Genomic DNA, 14951 nt, shown 5'->3' with positions numbered 1-14951 from the left:
CGGGGCCCGGCACCGCCGGGCGGCCGGCTCAGGCGGCCGGGCGGTAGGTCGCGATGATCACGCCGCTGCTGGTCGGCCGGGCGCTCAGCAGCTCCAGCTTCTGCAGCTCCGCGTCGTCGGCGAACAGCTTGCGGCGTCCCTGGCCGGCGACCACCGGGTGGATCAGCAGCACCAGCTCGTCCAGCAGCCCCGCGGCCAGCAGGGAGCGCACCAGGGTGGGGCTGCCCGCGACGGTGATGTCCTTGCCCTCACCCGCCTTGAGCTCGGCCACCGCGTCGGCCAGGTCACCCTTGACGAGGGTGCTGTTCGCCCAGTCGTCCACGCTGTCCAGTGTCGAGGAGACGACGTACTTGGGCGACTCGTTGATCCACTTCGCGAAGGCGGCGTCCTCACCGCTGGTCACCGTCGGCCAGTAGCCGGCCCACTCGCTGAACGTCACCCTGCCGAGCAGGATGGTGTCCGCCTTCTCCAGCGTGTCCCCCAGCGCCGCACCCATTTCCTCGTCGAACGCGAACTGCCACTCGTTCGGCGCCTGGGCGACGCCGTCGAGCGAGACGAACAGACCTGAAACGACCTTGCGCATGATCTCTCCACGATGATTCCGGGGTTCGGGACTCGGGACCTGGGCCCCGCCCCGGCAGGGACGGGCCGATCCCGTCGGCTGTGCCCGAAGCCTAGGCAGGCCCCAGGGGCGCGGTCTTGTACAGAAGCGACAGCGGCTCCGGCGTGTCCGGCGCCGCCAGCTCGGTCGCGGTCCGCCCCACGTACCGCTTCAGCGACCGGGCCAGATGCGGCTGGTCGAAATACCCTTGCCGGTGCACGACCTCCTGGGCCGGTATCCCCTCCTGGAGCAGCACCGCCGCCTGGCGGGCCCGGTGGATCTGCCGGACGGCGCCCTGCGGCAGCCCCGTCGCCGCGACGAAGCGGCGCTGCAACGTACGCGCGGACACCCCCGCGCCGGCGCCGCCCAGCACCGCGGGGACGACCGGGTCCAGGTCCACGATGCCCTCCCGGACCATCCGCAGCACGAACGCCTCGGCGTTGTCGTAGCCGGGGACATGCCAGGCCGACCCCTTCAGCCACAGCGAGCGGCGCGTCACGTCGGGGATCACCGCGTTGCCGCCGACGAGCCGGCTGACCGGGATGTGCGGCATCGACGTGCCCAGCGCGAAGCTGATCCCGAAGAAGACGGCGTCCGCCGGGACCGGCGCCCACGAAGCCGCCGCCTCCGGCCCCAGCACGGCCGCCTGCACCCGACCGCGCTGCTCCCAGACGACCAGCTCCCAATGCGCCGTCGCGACCGACATCATCCGCCCGGCCTCCGCGCTGCGGCTGCGCCACACCCGCTCGACGTACGGCAGCTGCGACGGCCGGCTCTCGATCACCAGCTCCACCGCCCCCCACCCCCTGGCACACGCCCCCGACACCGGACCCGCCCAGTCTGGCACCCACCACTGACAACCCCCGGCGCCGTCCCGCCTTCCGCCCAGGCGACGGAGACCCAGGACGACCTGCCCGCCGCCCGTCCCCGTTCGCGCCGCATGATCCACCCGGAGACCACGCGCCTGTAAGACGGCCTCCCGCTCGTCCCGCCTCAGACGGGTCGCATCACCTGGGCCGCGCCCTCGGGAGTGTCCTTCACCTCCGGCGGCGGCCCCGGGTTGCTCCAGTAGGTCACACCATCGATCGTGACCTTGCCCGACGCCTCGGGCAGCGTCAGATACTCCGTCCGACCGTCGGCCGGCCCACCGACGAAGGTCACCAGAACAGAGATCGAAGTCGGGTCCATCGAAGCCGTCACCTCCACATTCTTCGTTTCGCCCGAGGGCGCGGCACCGCCACCGGCACCACCACAGCCCACGAGCGCAACCAGCAGGCCGACGCAGCCCACCGCTCTCAAGATCTGCACTCAGGCATCCTGCCAGGACCCAGCCAGCCCGCCTGCAGCAGTCGCCGACCAGCTGGCCTGAACCGCGGGACCGGGCCCGTACCGCCGGAAGGGTGATGGCCCTCACTCCTTCGGCGGTACGGCCACGCCCGGGCGGGATCGCGGTCGCATGAGGGCGGCCCGGACCATGGTGTGCCTGGTGCGGGCCGGGTAGCCGGCGGGCGCTCGCCTCATGTCGGGCCGGGTGGCCGTTTCGCGTCGTCGTCCTTGGCGCCGCCGTGTGGGGCGTCCGGCACCGGTGCCGGGCTCGCGGGACGGGCGGCGACCTGGGTGCGTTCCGCCGCGATCTCGCGGGACAGGAAATAGTTGAGCGCCGTCCTGATCGCCGCGATCGCCGCCAGCTGCCCGATCTGCTCGAACGTCGGCGACACCGCCGTCCGCAGCACGTCCGAGGCGAGCTGGAACTCCAGGCCCAGGGCAAGATACGTGCCCAGGTCCAGCCGCACCGAGACGAAGGACTCCGGGCCGGCCCCGCGCGCCCTGCGCACCACCAGGCGCGCGAACGAGAACACCGCCCCGAAGGCGATCACCGCCGCACCGCACGCCTCCACCACCGGCACGATCACCCGGAGCGCGTCCTCCAGGACGCTCTCCGCGCTCATGCCGGCCCCCGGGGACCTGCGGCAGCGCCCATCCCGCGTCCCTCCATGACGACGTCCGTGCCCCCCGGGCCGCGACCCCGCCCCCTGACGGGAAAATCTCACGCCCCGCCGGACTCGGCCACTTGTGTCGCCCCGGCGGCGCCCGGCGTGATCGCCTGCCGGCCGCCCGCGGGATCAGGCGCGGCGCAGCACCGACCCGCCCGCGTACCGCGCCGAGGCGCCCAGCTCCTCCTCGATCCTGATGAGCCGGTTGTACTTCGCGGTGCGGTCCGAGCGGGACAGCGAGCCGGTCTTGATCTGGCCGCAGCCCGTCGCCACCGCCAGGTCCGCGATCGTGGTGTCCTCCGTCTCGCCGGAGCGGTGCGACATCACGACCGTCCAGCCCGCGCGGTGCGCGGCGCCGACCGCGTCCAGCGCCTCGGTCAGCGTGCCGATCTGGTTCACCTTCACCAGGACCGAGTTGCCGACGCCGGTACGGATCCCCTCCCGCAGCAGGTCCACGTTCGTGCAGAAGACGTCGTCGCCGGTGAGCTGGCAGCGGTCGCCGACACGGGCGGTCAGCTCGCGCCAGCCGTCGAGGTCGTCCTCGGCCATCGGGTCCTCGATCGAGACGATCGGGTACGCGTCGATCAGCTTGGCGAGGTAGTCCGCCTGCTCGGCGGGCGTACGCCGTACGCCCTCGCCCGCGTACACGTACCCGCCGTCCCGGAAGAACTCCGAGGACGCCGGGTCCATGATCAGGGCGATGTCGGTGCCGGGGCGGTAGCCGGTGCGCTCGACGGCCGCCAGGACGAAGTCCAGCGCCTCCTCGGCGGTGCGCAGCGCGGGTGCGAAGCCGCCCTCGTCGCCGACGCCGGTGGAGTGCCCGGCCGCCAGCAGGTCGCGGCGCAGGGTGTGGAAGACCTCGGACCCCATGCGGACGGCTTCCGCGAAGGTCGGCGCGCCCACCGGCGCGATCATGAACTCCTGGAAGTCCAGCGGGTTGTCGGCGTGGGCGCCGCCGTTGACGATGTTCATCATCGGCAGCGGGAGCAGCCGCGCGTCGGCGCCGCCGAGGTAGCGGTAGAGCGGCTGGCCGTGGGCGGCTGCGGCGGCCTTCGCGGTGGCGAGCGAGACGCCGAGCAGCGCGTTGGCGCCGAGCCGGGACTTGTCGGGCGTGCCGTCGAGCGCGACGAGCACGGCGTCGAGGCCGGCCTGGTCGTCGGCGTCGCGGCCCACGACCGCCCGCGCGATCTCGCCGGCCACGTGCGCGACGGCGCGGTCCACGCCCTTGCCGTGCCAGCGCGCCGGGTCCGCGTCCCGCAGCTCGACGGCTTCCCGTGCGCCGGTGGAGGCGCCCGACGGTACGGCGGCGGTGCCGAAGGAGCCGTCGGCGAGCAGGACGTCGGCCTCGACGGTGGGGTTGCCGCGGCTGTCCAGGACCGCCCGGGCGGTGACGGAGCGGATGGCGGTGGCATCGACTGCCTTGCGCATGAGGGGAGTTCCTTCCCGTTCTGGCATGCCGCGGCCCTGCTGCGACAGCACTGGCGCGTGCCGCGGTGCCGCCGACTCTACAGCAAAACTGCACAGCATTGCTGTTCACTTACGCTGTGCAGTTCATTCACGCACGTCACGGCATGCGGAACCGCCCGCCGGCGGACGTTAAAGTGCTCTATGCCCACCCCGGAACCCGCCACCGTCGCCACCGAACTGCGTACCGCGATGGGGAAGCTCACCCGGCGCGTGAAGCACGAGGACCGGATCCCGCTCGGCCAGGTCGCCGTCCTCGGCACCCTGGACCGCGACGGCGCCATGACCACCAGCGACCTCGCCGCCGACCAGCGCGTACGCCCGCAGTCCATGGCCCGCGCGGTCGGCCTGCTCATGGAGCAGGGCCTCGTCGCCCGCCGCGCCCACCCCACCGACGGCCGCAAGACCCTGGTCGAGCTCTCCGCGGCCGGCCGCGCGGCCCTCGAAGCCGAACGTGGCCGCCGGGCCGGCTGGCTCGCCCAGGCCATCGCCACCGAGCTCACCCCCGAGGAACGCGAGACCCTCGCCCGCAGCGCCGCCCTGATGGAACGCCTCGCCGCCCACTGACGGGCCCGCCCCTGCCACGGGACCCGGCCCCGCCCCCCGGGGGGGGCGGGGCCGGGCGAAACGGGCTAGTTGCGGTAGCGGAAGGTGATGCGCCCGCGGGTCAGGTCGTACGGGGGGAGCTCGACCAGGACGCGGTCTTCGAGGTTGATGCGAATGTAGTGCTTGCGCATCTTGCCGCTGATGTGGGCGAGGACCCGGTGGCCGTTCTCCAGCTCCACGGTGAACATGGCGCTGCGCAGGCACTCCACGACCCTGCCCTCGACCTCGATGACGTTCTTGTGCTTGGTCATCGCACCAGCTCCAGGTTGCCGCCGGACCGGCGGGCGCCGATGCCCTCGACGAGGGCGGTGGCCGCCGTGCCGGACTCGTGGACCTCGCTCCAGGCGGTGCCGCGGCGCTGCTCGGCGACACGCACCGCGGACGCGCTCGGGCCGGAAACGAAAGGCTCAGTGCTCATCGGAGTTCCTTCCAGGAGAGCCTCGATCTCAGGCGCTCCTGGCGACACCGGAGGTCAGCCGCCGGACCGTGGCGGGATGAGGGAGCACCCATGGGTGACTGCGTTCACGGGTCTCACCTCCTACGACGACTTCACGATCCGCGACGACCCTAGCGGCGCGGCACCGCCCCGTTCAACTCCCTTGACGCGGACGGCAGTCCCGCCGGACACCGCAAGGGGGCGGCCGACGCACAAGACCGGCCGCCCCCCCCCGCCGGGGTGACCTCACCCCTTGGCGCTCACCGCCTTGGTGTTGTACCCCTCCGCCCGCAGCACCGCGCGCCCGCCGGAACGCAGCGCCGCGGCCGGCCACGACGCCGTGACCGTACGGGACTCACCCGGCAGCAGCCACACGTAGTTGTCGCCGTACTCCGCCGGCAGGATCCGCTCGCCGCGCTCGTCCCGCAGCGACAGCTGCACCATCGCGGCCACCGCGGAACCGGAGTTGCGCAATGTCGCGGTGACCTGCCCGCGCCCGCCGGAGTGCGCCGTACGGCACGACGAGAGCGAAAGCGTCGTCCGGCGGGCCAAGTTGAGCGCCTTCATCGCCGACGGCTCGCGGTAGCGCCAGTAGACGTTGCGCGACAGCACCGCGCCGCCCGCCGACGTGAGCGTCAGCCACAGCAGGTGCAGGTCCGGCAGGTCCTCGTCGAAGGGCACCGCGAAGGCATCCGCGGTGGCGGACGGCGCGACGTCCACCCTGGCCCGCCGCTGCTTCGCCAGCCGCCCGCCGCCCAGGTCGTACACCTCGGCGGTGACGACCGCCCCCTTGAGCGCACCCGGCGTGTGGTTGACCGCCGACACCTTGCCGTCCGCCGGGCCGGCCTGCACGTGGTAGCGCTCGCACGCCGAACGCGCCCCGTAATACGTGCCGTTGACGTCGAAGTCGTAGTCGTACGTCTGCCACACGGTGCTGTGCCACGCCGGGTGCGACATCCACAGCATCAACCCGCTGGCGTCGTCCCACAGGTGCGCGTTCCACGCCTCGAACATCGCCCGGGTGTTCTCGAAGTTGACGAACTGCGCCTTGCGGGCGAGGTCGTCGAGGCCGGTCGCCGTGCCGAGCCGGGCCTCGATCGCCGCCACGTACTGCTGCGGCGCCTGGTTACCGTTCTCGCTCCAGTCGTGGTAGTACCACGGGCCGCCGATGGGCCACTCGGGAGCGTCACCGACCATGTTGCGCAGGCTCTCGGCGGTCGAGACGACCGGCATGCCGATCTCGGTGTGGAAGCCGAAGCTGTGGCTGCCGTACAGCGCGGGGTCGTGGTAGCGGGACGGCTCCACCCAGTAGTACGGGCCGCCACCGGTGACGTTCCCGCCGGCCGAGTTGTTCTGGTAGAGGACGCCGGGCGCCTGCGCCTGCACGGCCTCGCGCATGCCGTCGTCGATCGCCTGCGGCGGATCGCCCTCGTTGGCGCCGCACCACACCACGACCGACGGGTGGATGCGGTAGCGCAACACCGTGTCGCGGGCGAGGGAGTTGTACGCGTCGTGGTCCGGCGGGTCCATGCCCCACGCGTTGGGGAAGTCGTTCCACACCAGCAGCCCGTACTCGTCGCACTTGGCGAAGAACTCCTCGCGGTTGCTGGAGCCGACCCAGTTGCGGATCATCGTGAAGTTCATGTCGCGGTGCATCCGCACGGCGGTGTCCATGCGCTCCACCGGCATCCGGCGGATCAGCTCGTCCCAGCCCCAGTTGCCGCCGCGGGCCAGCACCCGCACCCCGTTGACGCTGATCTTCAGCGCCTCCGGTGTGTTGTCCACCGACTTCAGGTCCTGCCACGTGGCGTTGTCGTCGGAGGACTGGATGACATACGTCTTCGGGTACGCCGCCTCCCACAACACCGCGACCTGGTCGAAGCGTTGGGCCGAGCCGAGGTCGACGGTGATCCACTGGTCGTCCTCGTAGGCCGAGGACCAGCGGGAGTTCGGGTTGCCGTCGGTGGCGTTCGACGCGGGGTAGGACGAATCCTCCGTCGAGGCGGCCACCTTGGCGTGCAGCGCCAGGTCGGTGCCCGGCCGGGCGCTGTCGATCACCGAGAACGTCCACAGCGAGTTGCCCCAACTGGTGTTGCGCAGGCCGCACGTGAGCCGCACATAGCGCGCGGTGGTGGCCGGCACGCTCTCCAGCCGCAGGCTCGCGTCACCGCCGTTGAAGGGCAGCGGTATCGCGGTGTTGTCGACGGACTGCGCGTCCGTCCACGCCGAGCCGTCCGGCGAGACCTGCACGACATAGGTTCTCGCGTACGCCTGCTCCCAGGTGACGTCGACCCGGTCGAAGGACCGCAGCGAGCCGAGATCGATCTGGACCCACTGGTCGTCGGCGTAGTCGGAGGTCCAGCGGGTGCCCGCGTCGCCGTCCGTCACGGCGGACGGGTCGGTGCCGTCGGCGGCGCTGGAGGCGGTGGCCTTGCCGTGCAGGGCGAGGTCGGTGTCCGGGTGCGCGCTGTCCACGACGGAGAGGGCCCACATCGAGAAGCCCCAACCGGTCGCGCGCTCAGCGCACTTGATGCGCACGAAGCGGGCCTGCACGGCCTCGGGCAGCGCGACGGACTGCACGTAGGAGTCGGCGGAGGCGGTGAAGGGCAGCGGGGTGGCGTACTCGTAGCCGAACTTCCGGATGCCGAACCGGGTGGTGCGGCGGTCGCTCGTGCGGCCGGCGACCGCCGCGGTGAGGGTGAGGTCGTGCAGCACGGGGTCGCCGTAGCCGTTGGGCCACCACAACCGCGGGTTGCGCAGCCGCAGCGCGGGGTGGTCGGCGGGGGAGAAGACGACATCGGCGGACGCGCCGGCCGGCACCGTCACCTCGGTGCTGACCCGTACCCGGTCGAACTGCGCGGTGACGGTGACCCGTTGGTCGGCGGTGTCGGCGTTGCGCACCGGCACGACGATCGTGACCTCGGCGACCGAGGTGTCGGGCAGGCCGGGCAGTTCGGTGTCCACTCGCGGGTCACCGATCACGGCGTGCCCGGTCGAGCGCAGCCGCACGTGGTTCCAGATGCCGGCCGCCCGGTCGCGTACCGCGGGCATCCAGTCCCAGCCCGACGAGGCAAGGTAGGTGGGGGAGTTGAGGTTCATCTGCTGGGCGCCCGCGTCCACCCACGACTGCCCCGCGGGCCCCTTGTCGCCGGGGCTGCCGGGCACCGGCATGGGGGTGATCTTGACGGCCAACGCCTGTGTGCCGGAGGCGAGATGGCCGGTCACGTCGTAGGCGGCGCGGGCGAAGGGATAGGTGAGGGTGCCCGTCTTCGCGCCGTTCAGCCACACCTCGGCCTGGTGGTTCACGCCGTCGAACTCCAGCCACACATGGCGGCCACGGCCGGTGTCCAGGCCCGGCGGGAGCGCGAAGTCCCGCTTGTACCACCAGGAGTGGCGCGACAGCGCCTCGGGCGCGTGCATGTTGCCGAACCCCGCGACCGGGTCGGGCAGCTTGCCCTGCGCGACGAGCGCGCCGTGCACGGTGCCCGGCACCACCGCCGGCAGCCAGCCGCCGGTGTCCACGCCGGTACGCGACAGGTCGGCGCCGTCGCCTTCCGCCCAGTCGTCCATGGTGAGCACCCACCCGGACTCCAGCGGCACGGTGCCGTCGGCCGCGACGGCGAGCTTCGGGGGACGGGCGTCGTGGCGGCCCCAGTCGGTCCAGCCGGTGGCCGCGGGGCGGTGCGCGGGCCCGGTGCCGTGGACCTCGAAGCCGTTGAGGCCGAGCGGATTGGCCGACGAGCGCTTGGTCGCGGTCATCCGTACGAAGCGCGCCCGCACCGGGGCGGGCGGCGTGATCCGCACGGTACCGCCGGTGCCGGACGTCGTGCGGTACAGGCTCGTCCAGGACCTGCCGTCCAGCGACGTCTCGACGGTGAACGCGGTGGCGTAACTGGACAGGATCTCCTGCCCGGTGGTGCCGTCCGACCAGTTGCCGGTCGGGCTCGGCACGAACACCGGGTCGCCGGCGGCGGCTTCGAACGTCAGCGTCACGAGGGCGACCTCGCACACCGCCTGGAGGTCGACCGACACCCACTGCGGATCGCCGTCCGCCGCCCGCCAACCGGTGCCGCGGACACCGCGGGTGGCGACCTTGTCGACGACGAACTCGCCGGGGGTGGGCGCGTAGGCGGTCGACGAGACATGCACCGGCCGGTACGCGGCCAGATCCGCGGCTGCGGGCGCGTGCGGCGCGGACCCCGGGGCGGTGGGGGCCGAGGCGGACGCGACGGCGGGCAGCGCGGCACTCAGCCCGAAGCCGGCGAGCAGGGACGACCCGGCGGTCACGACCGCGCGTCGGGAAGGGCGTTGGGGCTGGTCCGGCCTGCGTGCCATGCGGGAATCCCATCGGGAGCGGGATGGGCGGCGGACGCGGCCCTGACCACCGCGTCCGCCTGCACCCATCGGGTGACAACGTTGTCTGCCCATGGCTTCACCGGCCACCCGCCGCTTGCGGCAGTGACGCGTACGAGGGGGAACCGGCGTGACAACGTTGCCAAGATTCAGCCACGGTGGGCCGGAAGTCAAGGCGTCGTTGGCGGGATTCGCACGCGTACGCCTCCCGTGGGGCGCCGGGAGGTCACCGCCCCCGGGGGGGACACGCCGCGCTGGGCTCATGCTCCCGCACCGCGCGGTGTACGCCGTGTACGCCGGCGCGTTCGTCGTCGTCCCGGGCCTCGGGGCGGGCGCTTACGGCAGCTGCCCGGGGCAGGTGGCCGGGAGTCCCCTCACAGGGCGGCCGTAAGCTCCGGGCCCACCAGGTGGGACCACGCGGTGCGTCCGGCCCCCGGGGACTGCTCACGTGGCGCGGAACGAGCGGGGCGACCTGTTTCGGTGGCTCACGGAAGGGGACGCCCGCAAGACGAACCCCCCGGAACGGACGCCGGCGTTGCGGGCCAGTGGGGGCCGGTGACCGGGTCGTTGGCCCACACCACCTGGCCACCGGCGGTCACGGTCATCCCGAAGTCGTGGACGGTGGGGGAGCCGGCCTGCGCCCAGGTGTCCCAGGCGGCCTCGACCTCGTCGGCCAGGCGCCGGGGCCCGGCCTGGTAGGCGATGGTCCGGCCCGTGCCGGCCGCCGACAGGGCGGCCCACGACGAGCGGCCGTCGTGGAGCCAGGCGTTGACGCCGTCCTGGTCGGTCCTGGTGGTGATCCGTACGTCCGGTACGGCGACCCGCAGCGCGAACAGCAGGTGCCGGCTGTCGCGCAGCGGCGCGAGGTCCCGGGCGACCACCCGCTCGTCCTGCACGGGCTCGCCGCCGCGGACCTGCGCGAAAGTGCGCTCGGGGCCGGCCGTGCCGCGCGCGGGCATGAACTGGGCCAGGCCCTGGAACCAGCCCTGCGCGCGCTGCCCGTCGTCGGCGACGGTCAGCGCGATGTGGCCGAGCCGCCCCCAGGGGGCGACGATCCGGCCGCCCGGCCGGGTCCCGGCGACCCACGCCCACGGCACCTCGTCCACGGCGTAGGTCGCGATCACCCGGTCGAACGGCCCCTCGCCGGGCCGGCCGCGGGCGCCGTCCCCGACGTGGACGTCCGCCGCGGCGCCGGCCGCGCGCAGGCGGGACCGGGCCTGCTCGGCGAGGCCGGCGTCCACCTCGATGCTGAGCACCTTGCCGTTCCCGGCGCGCCAGGCCAGCAACGCGGCGTTCCACCCGGTGCCGCTGCCCAACTCCAGCACCCGCTCGCCGGGTTCGAGCAGCAGCGAGTCGAGCATGTCCACCACGACCGCGGTGCACGACAGGCTCGACGTCGGCAAGCCGCCGCTGACCTGGGTGACCGCGGCCTCGAAGGGATCGCCGTAGACCTGGTCGGCCCACCGGCGCGGGTCCGCGGCGCGGTCGACGGGTACGTAGGCGTGGCCGTCCCAGCGCCACAGCCGGTCCGGCGCGAAGTCCTCGCGCGGCAACGCGTCCACGGCGGCGCGCAGCCACGGTGACCGCTCGGGCCACAGGCCCCGTCGCTCCATGTCCTCGCACTGGAGGGTGCGCTGCTCGGCGATGACCGCGGGCGTCACTTCTTGTGCGCGCCTTCCGGCTCCGGAGCCGGCGGCACCTGGCCGTCGGTGTTGCCCGGCGGGGGCGTGCCCTCCTCCAGCGGTGGCCCGTCCTTCGCGTGCTCGCCGTCCATGAAGGCCCTCCACGGGTCGATGGTCGTCCCAGCAGCACCAGTTGCACGATGGAGCCGCACCCCCACGGACTGTATCGGACGGCGCGATGAAGCACCGCGGCGCAGAACGAGGGCGCGCACCACGGCAGGGCGAGCCGGCGGGCGGTGGGAGCCGTGCCCGGACGGCGGGCCCGGGTGGCCGGCGCGGGGACGCGCCGAGGGGCGCGCGGCGCAGCAAGGGAGCGCGCCCCTCGGCGGGGGCGCCGTCGCCGCGCCGGTGAGGGGAGTCCGGCGGGATCCCAGCGGGGCGCCCTGCGGGGGTGGGGGCAAGCCTGCGCCGATGCCCGGGCGCGATCCATACGACAATCTGCGTAGAAGCTCCCGGATGCGCGGAAAGCGGTGCGCTGCCCGGACGGCGCACCGCCCGCGACGGCGCCGCCGCCGGGTCAGGGCGCGCCGGGAGCGCGGGGCGGGGCCGGGTGGGGGAGAATCCGGCACGGGAAGGCGGACGGGACGAGGGAAGGAACGCCGGTGGCCGTGCTCGGACTGGGGTTGGCGGCGCTGGGCCGGCCGGAGTACCTGACCGTGGGTCACGGCCCGTCCCTGGGCGCCGACCGCTCCGTCGCGGGTCTGCGCGGACGCTGCGAGGAGGTGTGCGACGCCGCCTGGGCGGGCGGGATCCGGTGGTTCGACGCGGCCCGCTCGTACGGCCTGGCCGAGGAGTTCCTGGCCGGGTGGCTGCGCGGCCGGGGCATCGGGGCGCAGGACGTCACCGTCTCGTCGAAGTGGGGCTACACCTACACCGCCGACTGGCAGCCCGGCGCGCCGGTCCAGGAGGTGAAGGACCACACCGCCGCCGCGCTGGCCCGCCAGTGGCCGCAGTCCCGGGCGCTGCTCGGGCGCTGGCTCGACCTCTACCAGATCCACTCGGCGACCGAGGAGTCCGGCGTCCTCGACGACGAGGCGGTCCTGCACGACCTCGCCGGCCTCGGCGTCCCGGTGGGCCTGAGCCTCAGCGGCCCGCACCAGGCCCGTACGCTGCGCAAGGCGCTGGCCGTACGGGTCGGCGGGCGGCCCGTCTTCTCCGCCGTGCAGGCCACCTGGAACGTCCTGGAGCCCTCCGCGGGCCCCGCCCTGGCCGAGGCCAAGGCGGCCGGCTGGACGGTGATCGTCAAGGAGGCCCTGGCCAACGGCCTGCTCGCCACGCCGGGCCCGGCCACCGCGCCGCTCGGCGAGGACCCCGCCGGGCCGGCCCTCGCCGCCGCCCTGGCCCAGCCCTGGGCCGACGTCGTGCTGTCCGGCGCCGTGACCGTCCGCCAGCTCCACGCCAACCTCGCCGCCCTGACGACGCCACCGCCCGCCCCCGACGACTACGCGCCCCTGGCCGTGGACCCCGAGGCGTACTGGACCCGCCGCTCGGCCATGCCGTGGACGTGAGCGGCCGGCCGTACGGGCGTCAGGTGCCGGCTGTCGTGCCGAAGGTCACCTTGTAGTAGCAGGCGCCCTTGCAGGCCATGGTCGCGGAGTCGTCGAAGGCGTAGGAGTACGCGTACGGCTCGGCGCGCTTGAAGACCTGGGTGTAGTCGACCGGCCACTTCGACGGGACGCAGTGCTCGCGGCCCGCCCAGGCGCCGCGGCAGCAGTAGGTGTCGCCGCCGAAGGCCGCGCAGGGCGGTTTGCAGCCGATCTCCTGGCCGCCGGACATCTGCCGCATGGCGCTCGGGCAGTCGATCGCGGTGGTGCAGACGCCCTTGTAGCAGCCGGCGGCGCTGACCGGGTCGGTGGTCGTGGTGTGGGAGACGTTGATGTACATGGGGAGGTTCGAGCCGTCCACCATGCTCACGTCGTAGAAGTCCATCCCGGCGTAGGCGTCGAAGGTGAACTCGCCCAGCGTGGTGGGCGGGTTGGCGCCGTCGCAGACGCTGGTGCAGTCGCCGGAGGCGCAGTGGCTCGCCGCGGTGGTGGCGCAGCCGGTGCGGCCCCAGATACGGCCGCCCCAGTTGTTCGCGACGGTCACGGACACGCTCTGGCCGGGGGCCAGCTTGTGGCCGGCCGGATAGACCGGTGTATTGGTGACGACCGCCCAGACCGTCTTCGAGGTCCGGTTGACGACCGTGATCAGGCGCTTGCCCGCGGGCGCGCTGGTCGGGCCGGCCGCCGGCCTGCCGGGCGGCTTCGGCGTGCCCTTCGCCGTGGCGCCCGGCTTGGCCGAGGCGGAGGCCGAGGGGGAAGCGGAGGGCGAGGGCGACGCCGACGCGCTGCTGCTCGGCGCGGCCGGCGCCGGCGAGGAGGCGGCCGGCGCGCTGGAGGGCCCGGGCCCGGCGGTGAGGCGGTGCTCCGCGCCCGTCGTGCGCCCGGAACCGGAGCCGGAACCGGACGGCGACCACAGGGCGTACCCGACCAGGATCGCGACCGCCGCCGTGACGGCGGTCGTCGCCACGTACCACAGGCGACGTCGTACGGGCCTTGCGCCGCGCCTTCTGCGTCCACTTGCCATTGCTGCGTCTCTTCCTTGCTACGGGTGGGCGGGCGGCCTCGCGGCCGGCGATCTGACGAGCCCCGATCCGGGGCCCGGCTAGGGGCTGACGCCCCAGGTGACGCGGTAGCCGCACTCGCCCGAGCAGGTCAGGACGCTGGTCGCGTCGTCGTTGACGTAGGAGTAGGCGAAGGGCTCGGCCTTCTTGAAGACGGCCGCCGAGTCGACCGGCCAGGACGACGGCACGCACTGGGGGCGGGCCGCGTAGGGCCCGGTGCAGCAGGTCTGGTCGGTCTTGAAGACCAGGCACGCGCTCAGGCACGCCACCACATGGCCGCCGCGGATGCGCTGGAGCTTGGCGGGGCAGGTCGCGTTGGCGTCCCGGGTGCAGCCCGCGGCGGAGCACCCGTTCGCGTCGAGCTTGTCGCGCGAGGAGCCGCCGTAACTGTTGATCCACATCGGCAGGTTGTTGCCCTCGACCAGGCTCACGTCGTAGAAGTCCATGCCCTGCCAGGCGTTGAGGTTGAACTCGGCGAGGGTGGAGGGGAATTCGCCCCACGTGGAGCCGCACTGGAAGTGCCCGCAGTCGCCGGTGAGGCAGTGGCCGTTGCCGGCGGCGTCGAAGGAGCAGCCGGTGCGGGCCCAGAGCCTGACGTCCCAGTGGTCGGGGATGCTGAAGCTCAGGCTCGCGCCGGGCTTGAGGACCCATCCGGTCGCCTCGACGGGGTGCTTGGGGTCCGCGGCGACGGCCGGCCAGATGGTCTGGGAGAGCCGGTTGACCAGGGTGATCGTCCGCTTGCCCGCGGGCGCCGCCGCGGAGCCCGACTTACTGCGGGCGGTGGCCGACGGCCGCGCGGTCGGCGTTGCCGAGCGGGTCGGGGGCTTCGTCGCGGAGGGCGGGGCCGAGGTGGCGGACGGCGGGGCGGCCGGGGGAGTGGTGACGCCGGCCGTCGTGGCGGGCGCGGCCGGCGACGGGACGCCGGCCGCGCGCTCCGGAGCGGTGGGGCCGCCACGGGTCAACAGCACCGCCGCGAGCACGGCCAGACATGTGACGAGCACGGCGGCCGTGGCCACGGCCGCCGATCGTGCGCTCCTGCGTCGTCCGCGATGGCGCGACGCCCGGCTTCCTGGCAATGCGAGCACCCCTTGACAGCTTCTGCGGCGGCTTGTGCACAGGAGACCGCGGCGCCGTGCGCGGGATAACGGAAACCCGGCCGGCCGGCGAAGCGCGCCGGGCCGCCCCCGCCGCCGAAACCCCGGGACGCCGC

General features: G+C 73.7%; 13 protein-coding genes. 2 read left to right on the top strand and 11 right to left on the bottom strand.

Translation table 11 applies throughout. The features are described 5' to 3' along the window. Positions 1 to 28 precede the first annotated feature (28 nt). From HCN08_RS31820 to eno, 5 genes are all read right to left on the bottom strand, one after another. On the bottom strand, positions 29 to 583 hold the full coding sequence (locus HCN08_RS31820; protein ID WP_167986789.1) for a dihydrofolate reductase family protein: 555 nt from the start codon (positions 581 to 583) through the stop codon (positions 29 to 31). A gap of 91 nt (positions 584 to 674) precedes the next feature. Beyond that, positions 675 to 1394, bottom strand: coding sequence for a helix-turn-helix domain-containing protein (locus HCN08_RS31815; protein ID WP_167986788.1), 720 nt, complete (start codon positions 1392 to 1394; stop codon positions 675 to 677). Positions 1395 to 1594: 200 nt separating this feature from the next. Continuing rightward, the gene (locus tag HCN08_RS35895; RefSeq protein WP_240970626.1) at positions 1595 to 1909 is read right to left on the bottom strand and encodes a hypothetical protein; all 315 of its coding nucleotides are present in this window, start codon (positions 1907 to 1909) and stop codon (positions 1595 to 1597) included. A 209-nt stretch (positions 1910 to 2118) separates the two neighbouring features. Further along, the gene (locus tag HCN08_RS31805) at positions 2119 to 2550 is read right to left on the bottom strand and encodes a DUF1622 domain-containing protein (RefSeq protein ID WP_167986787.1); all 432 of its coding nucleotides are present in this window, start codon (positions 2548 to 2550) and stop codon (positions 2119 to 2121) included. Positions 2551 to 2724: 174 nt separating this feature from the next. Continuing rightward, entirely contained in the window at positions 2725 to 4023 is a 1299-nt protein-coding gene (gene eno / locus HCN08_RS31800; protein ID WP_240970625.1) for a phosphopyruvate hydratase, read from the bottom strand. A 180-nt stretch (positions 4024 to 4203) separates the two neighbouring features. Between eno and HCN08_RS31795 the strand changes: the two genes are divergently transcribed. Next, a complete protein-coding gene (locus HCN08_RS31795) occupies positions 4204 to 4626 on the top strand; it encodes a MarR family winged helix-turn-helix transcriptional regulator (RefSeq protein ID WP_167986785.1) in 423 nt (140 codons plus the stop codon). A gap of 65 nt (positions 4627 to 4691) precedes the next feature. On the opposite strand, the gene infA is transcribed toward HCN08_RS31795, so the two are convergent. The 4 genes from infA to HCN08_RS31775 form a co-directional block, all read right to left on the bottom strand. After that, complete coding sequence (gene infA / locus HCN08_RS31790; protein WP_167986784.1) at positions 4692 to 4916, bottom strand: translation initiation factor IF-1; 225 nt, start codon at positions 4914 to 4916, stop codon at positions 4692 to 4694. Continuing rightward, positions 4913 to 5083 (bottom strand): hypothetical protein, encoded by a 171-nt coding sequence (locus tag HCN08_RS37010; RefSeq protein ID WP_407648919.1) that lies wholly within the window; start codon positions 5081 to 5083, stop codon positions 4913 to 4915. Before HCN08_RS37010 ends, infA begins: the two co-directional genes overlap by 4 nt. A 264-nt stretch (positions 5084 to 5347) precedes the next feature. Further along, on the bottom strand, positions 5348 to 9436 hold the full coding sequence (locus tag HCN08_RS31780; protein WP_167986783.1) for a discoidin domain-containing protein: 4089 nt from the start codon (positions 9434 to 9436) through the stop codon (positions 5348 to 5350). Positions 9437 to 9939: 503 nt separating this feature from the next. Further along, positions 9940 to 11115, bottom strand: a complete 1176-nt coding sequence (locus HCN08_RS31775; protein ID WP_322974805.1) for a methyltransferase domain-containing protein — start codon at positions 11113 to 11115, stop codon at positions 9940 to 9942. Positions 11116 to 11738: 623 nt separating this feature from the next. On the opposite strand from HCN08_RS31775, the gene HCN08_RS31770 reads away from it, so the two are divergent. Beyond that, on the top strand, positions 11739 to 12644 hold the full coding sequence (locus tag HCN08_RS31770) for an aldo/keto reductase (RefSeq protein WP_322974804.1): 906 nt from the start codon (positions 11739 to 11741) through the stop codon (positions 12642 to 12644). Between the two features lie 19 nt (positions 12645 to 12663). Here the strand turns inward: HCN08_RS31770 and HCN08_RS31765 are convergent, their stop codons facing one another. Both HCN08_RS31765 and HCN08_RS31760 read right to left on the bottom strand, forming a co-directional pair. Further along, complete coding sequence (locus tag HCN08_RS31765; protein ID WP_322974803.1) at positions 12664 to 13647, bottom strand: thaumatin family protein; 984 nt, start codon at positions 13645 to 13647, stop codon at positions 12664 to 12666. A 135-nt stretch (positions 13648 to 13782) separates the two neighbouring features. Beyond that, positions 13783 to 14757 carry a thaumatin family protein gene (locus HCN08_RS31760; RefSeq protein WP_167986782.1) on the bottom strand — a complete coding sequence of 325 codons (975 nt, stop codon included), beginning with the start codon at positions 14755 to 14757 and terminating at the stop codon, positions 13783 to 13785. Positions 14758 to 14951 lie beyond the last annotated feature (194 nt).

Source organism: Actinacidiphila epipremni, from assembly GCF_012034175.1.
GTDB lineage: Bacteria > Actinomycetota > Actinomycetes > Streptomycetales > Streptomycetaceae > Actinacidiphila > Actinacidiphila epipremni.
Note: the sequence above shows the minus strand (reverse complement) of the source record. Positions and strands in the feature narration are given on the sequence as shown.

What these genes read in the sequence shown, in the direction of transcription:
- HCN08_RS31820 (WP_167986789.1), bottom strand. Translation starts at nt 583, where the DNA reads ATGCGCAAGGTCGTTTCAGGTCTGTTCGTCTCGCTCGACGGCGTCGCC.
- HCN08_RS31805 (WP_167986787.1), bottom strand. Translation starts at nt 2,550, where the DNA reads ATGAGCGCGGAGAGCGTCCTGGAGGACGCGCTCCGGGTGATCGTGCCG.
- eno (WP_240970625.1), bottom strand. Translation starts at nt 4,023, where the DNA reads ATGCGCAAGGCAGTCGATGCCACCGCCATCCGCTCCGTCACCGCCCGG.
- HCN08_RS31795 (WP_167986785.1), top strand. Translation starts at nt 4,204, where the DNA reads ATGCCCACCCCGGAACCCGCCACCGTCGCCACCGAACTGCGTACCGCG.
- infA (WP_167986784.1), bottom strand. Translation starts at nt 4,916, where the DNA reads ATGACCAAGCACAAGAACGTCATCGAGGTCGAGGGCAGGGTCGTGGAG.
- HCN08_RS37010 (WP_407648919.1), bottom strand. Translation starts at nt 5,083, where the DNA reads ATGAGCACTGAGCCTTTCGTTTCCGGCCCGAGCGCGTCCGCGGTGCGT.
- HCN08_RS31780 (WP_167986783.1), bottom strand. Translation starts at nt 9,436, where the DNA reads ATGGCACGCAGGCCGGACCAGCCCCAACGCCCTTCCCGACGCGCGGTC.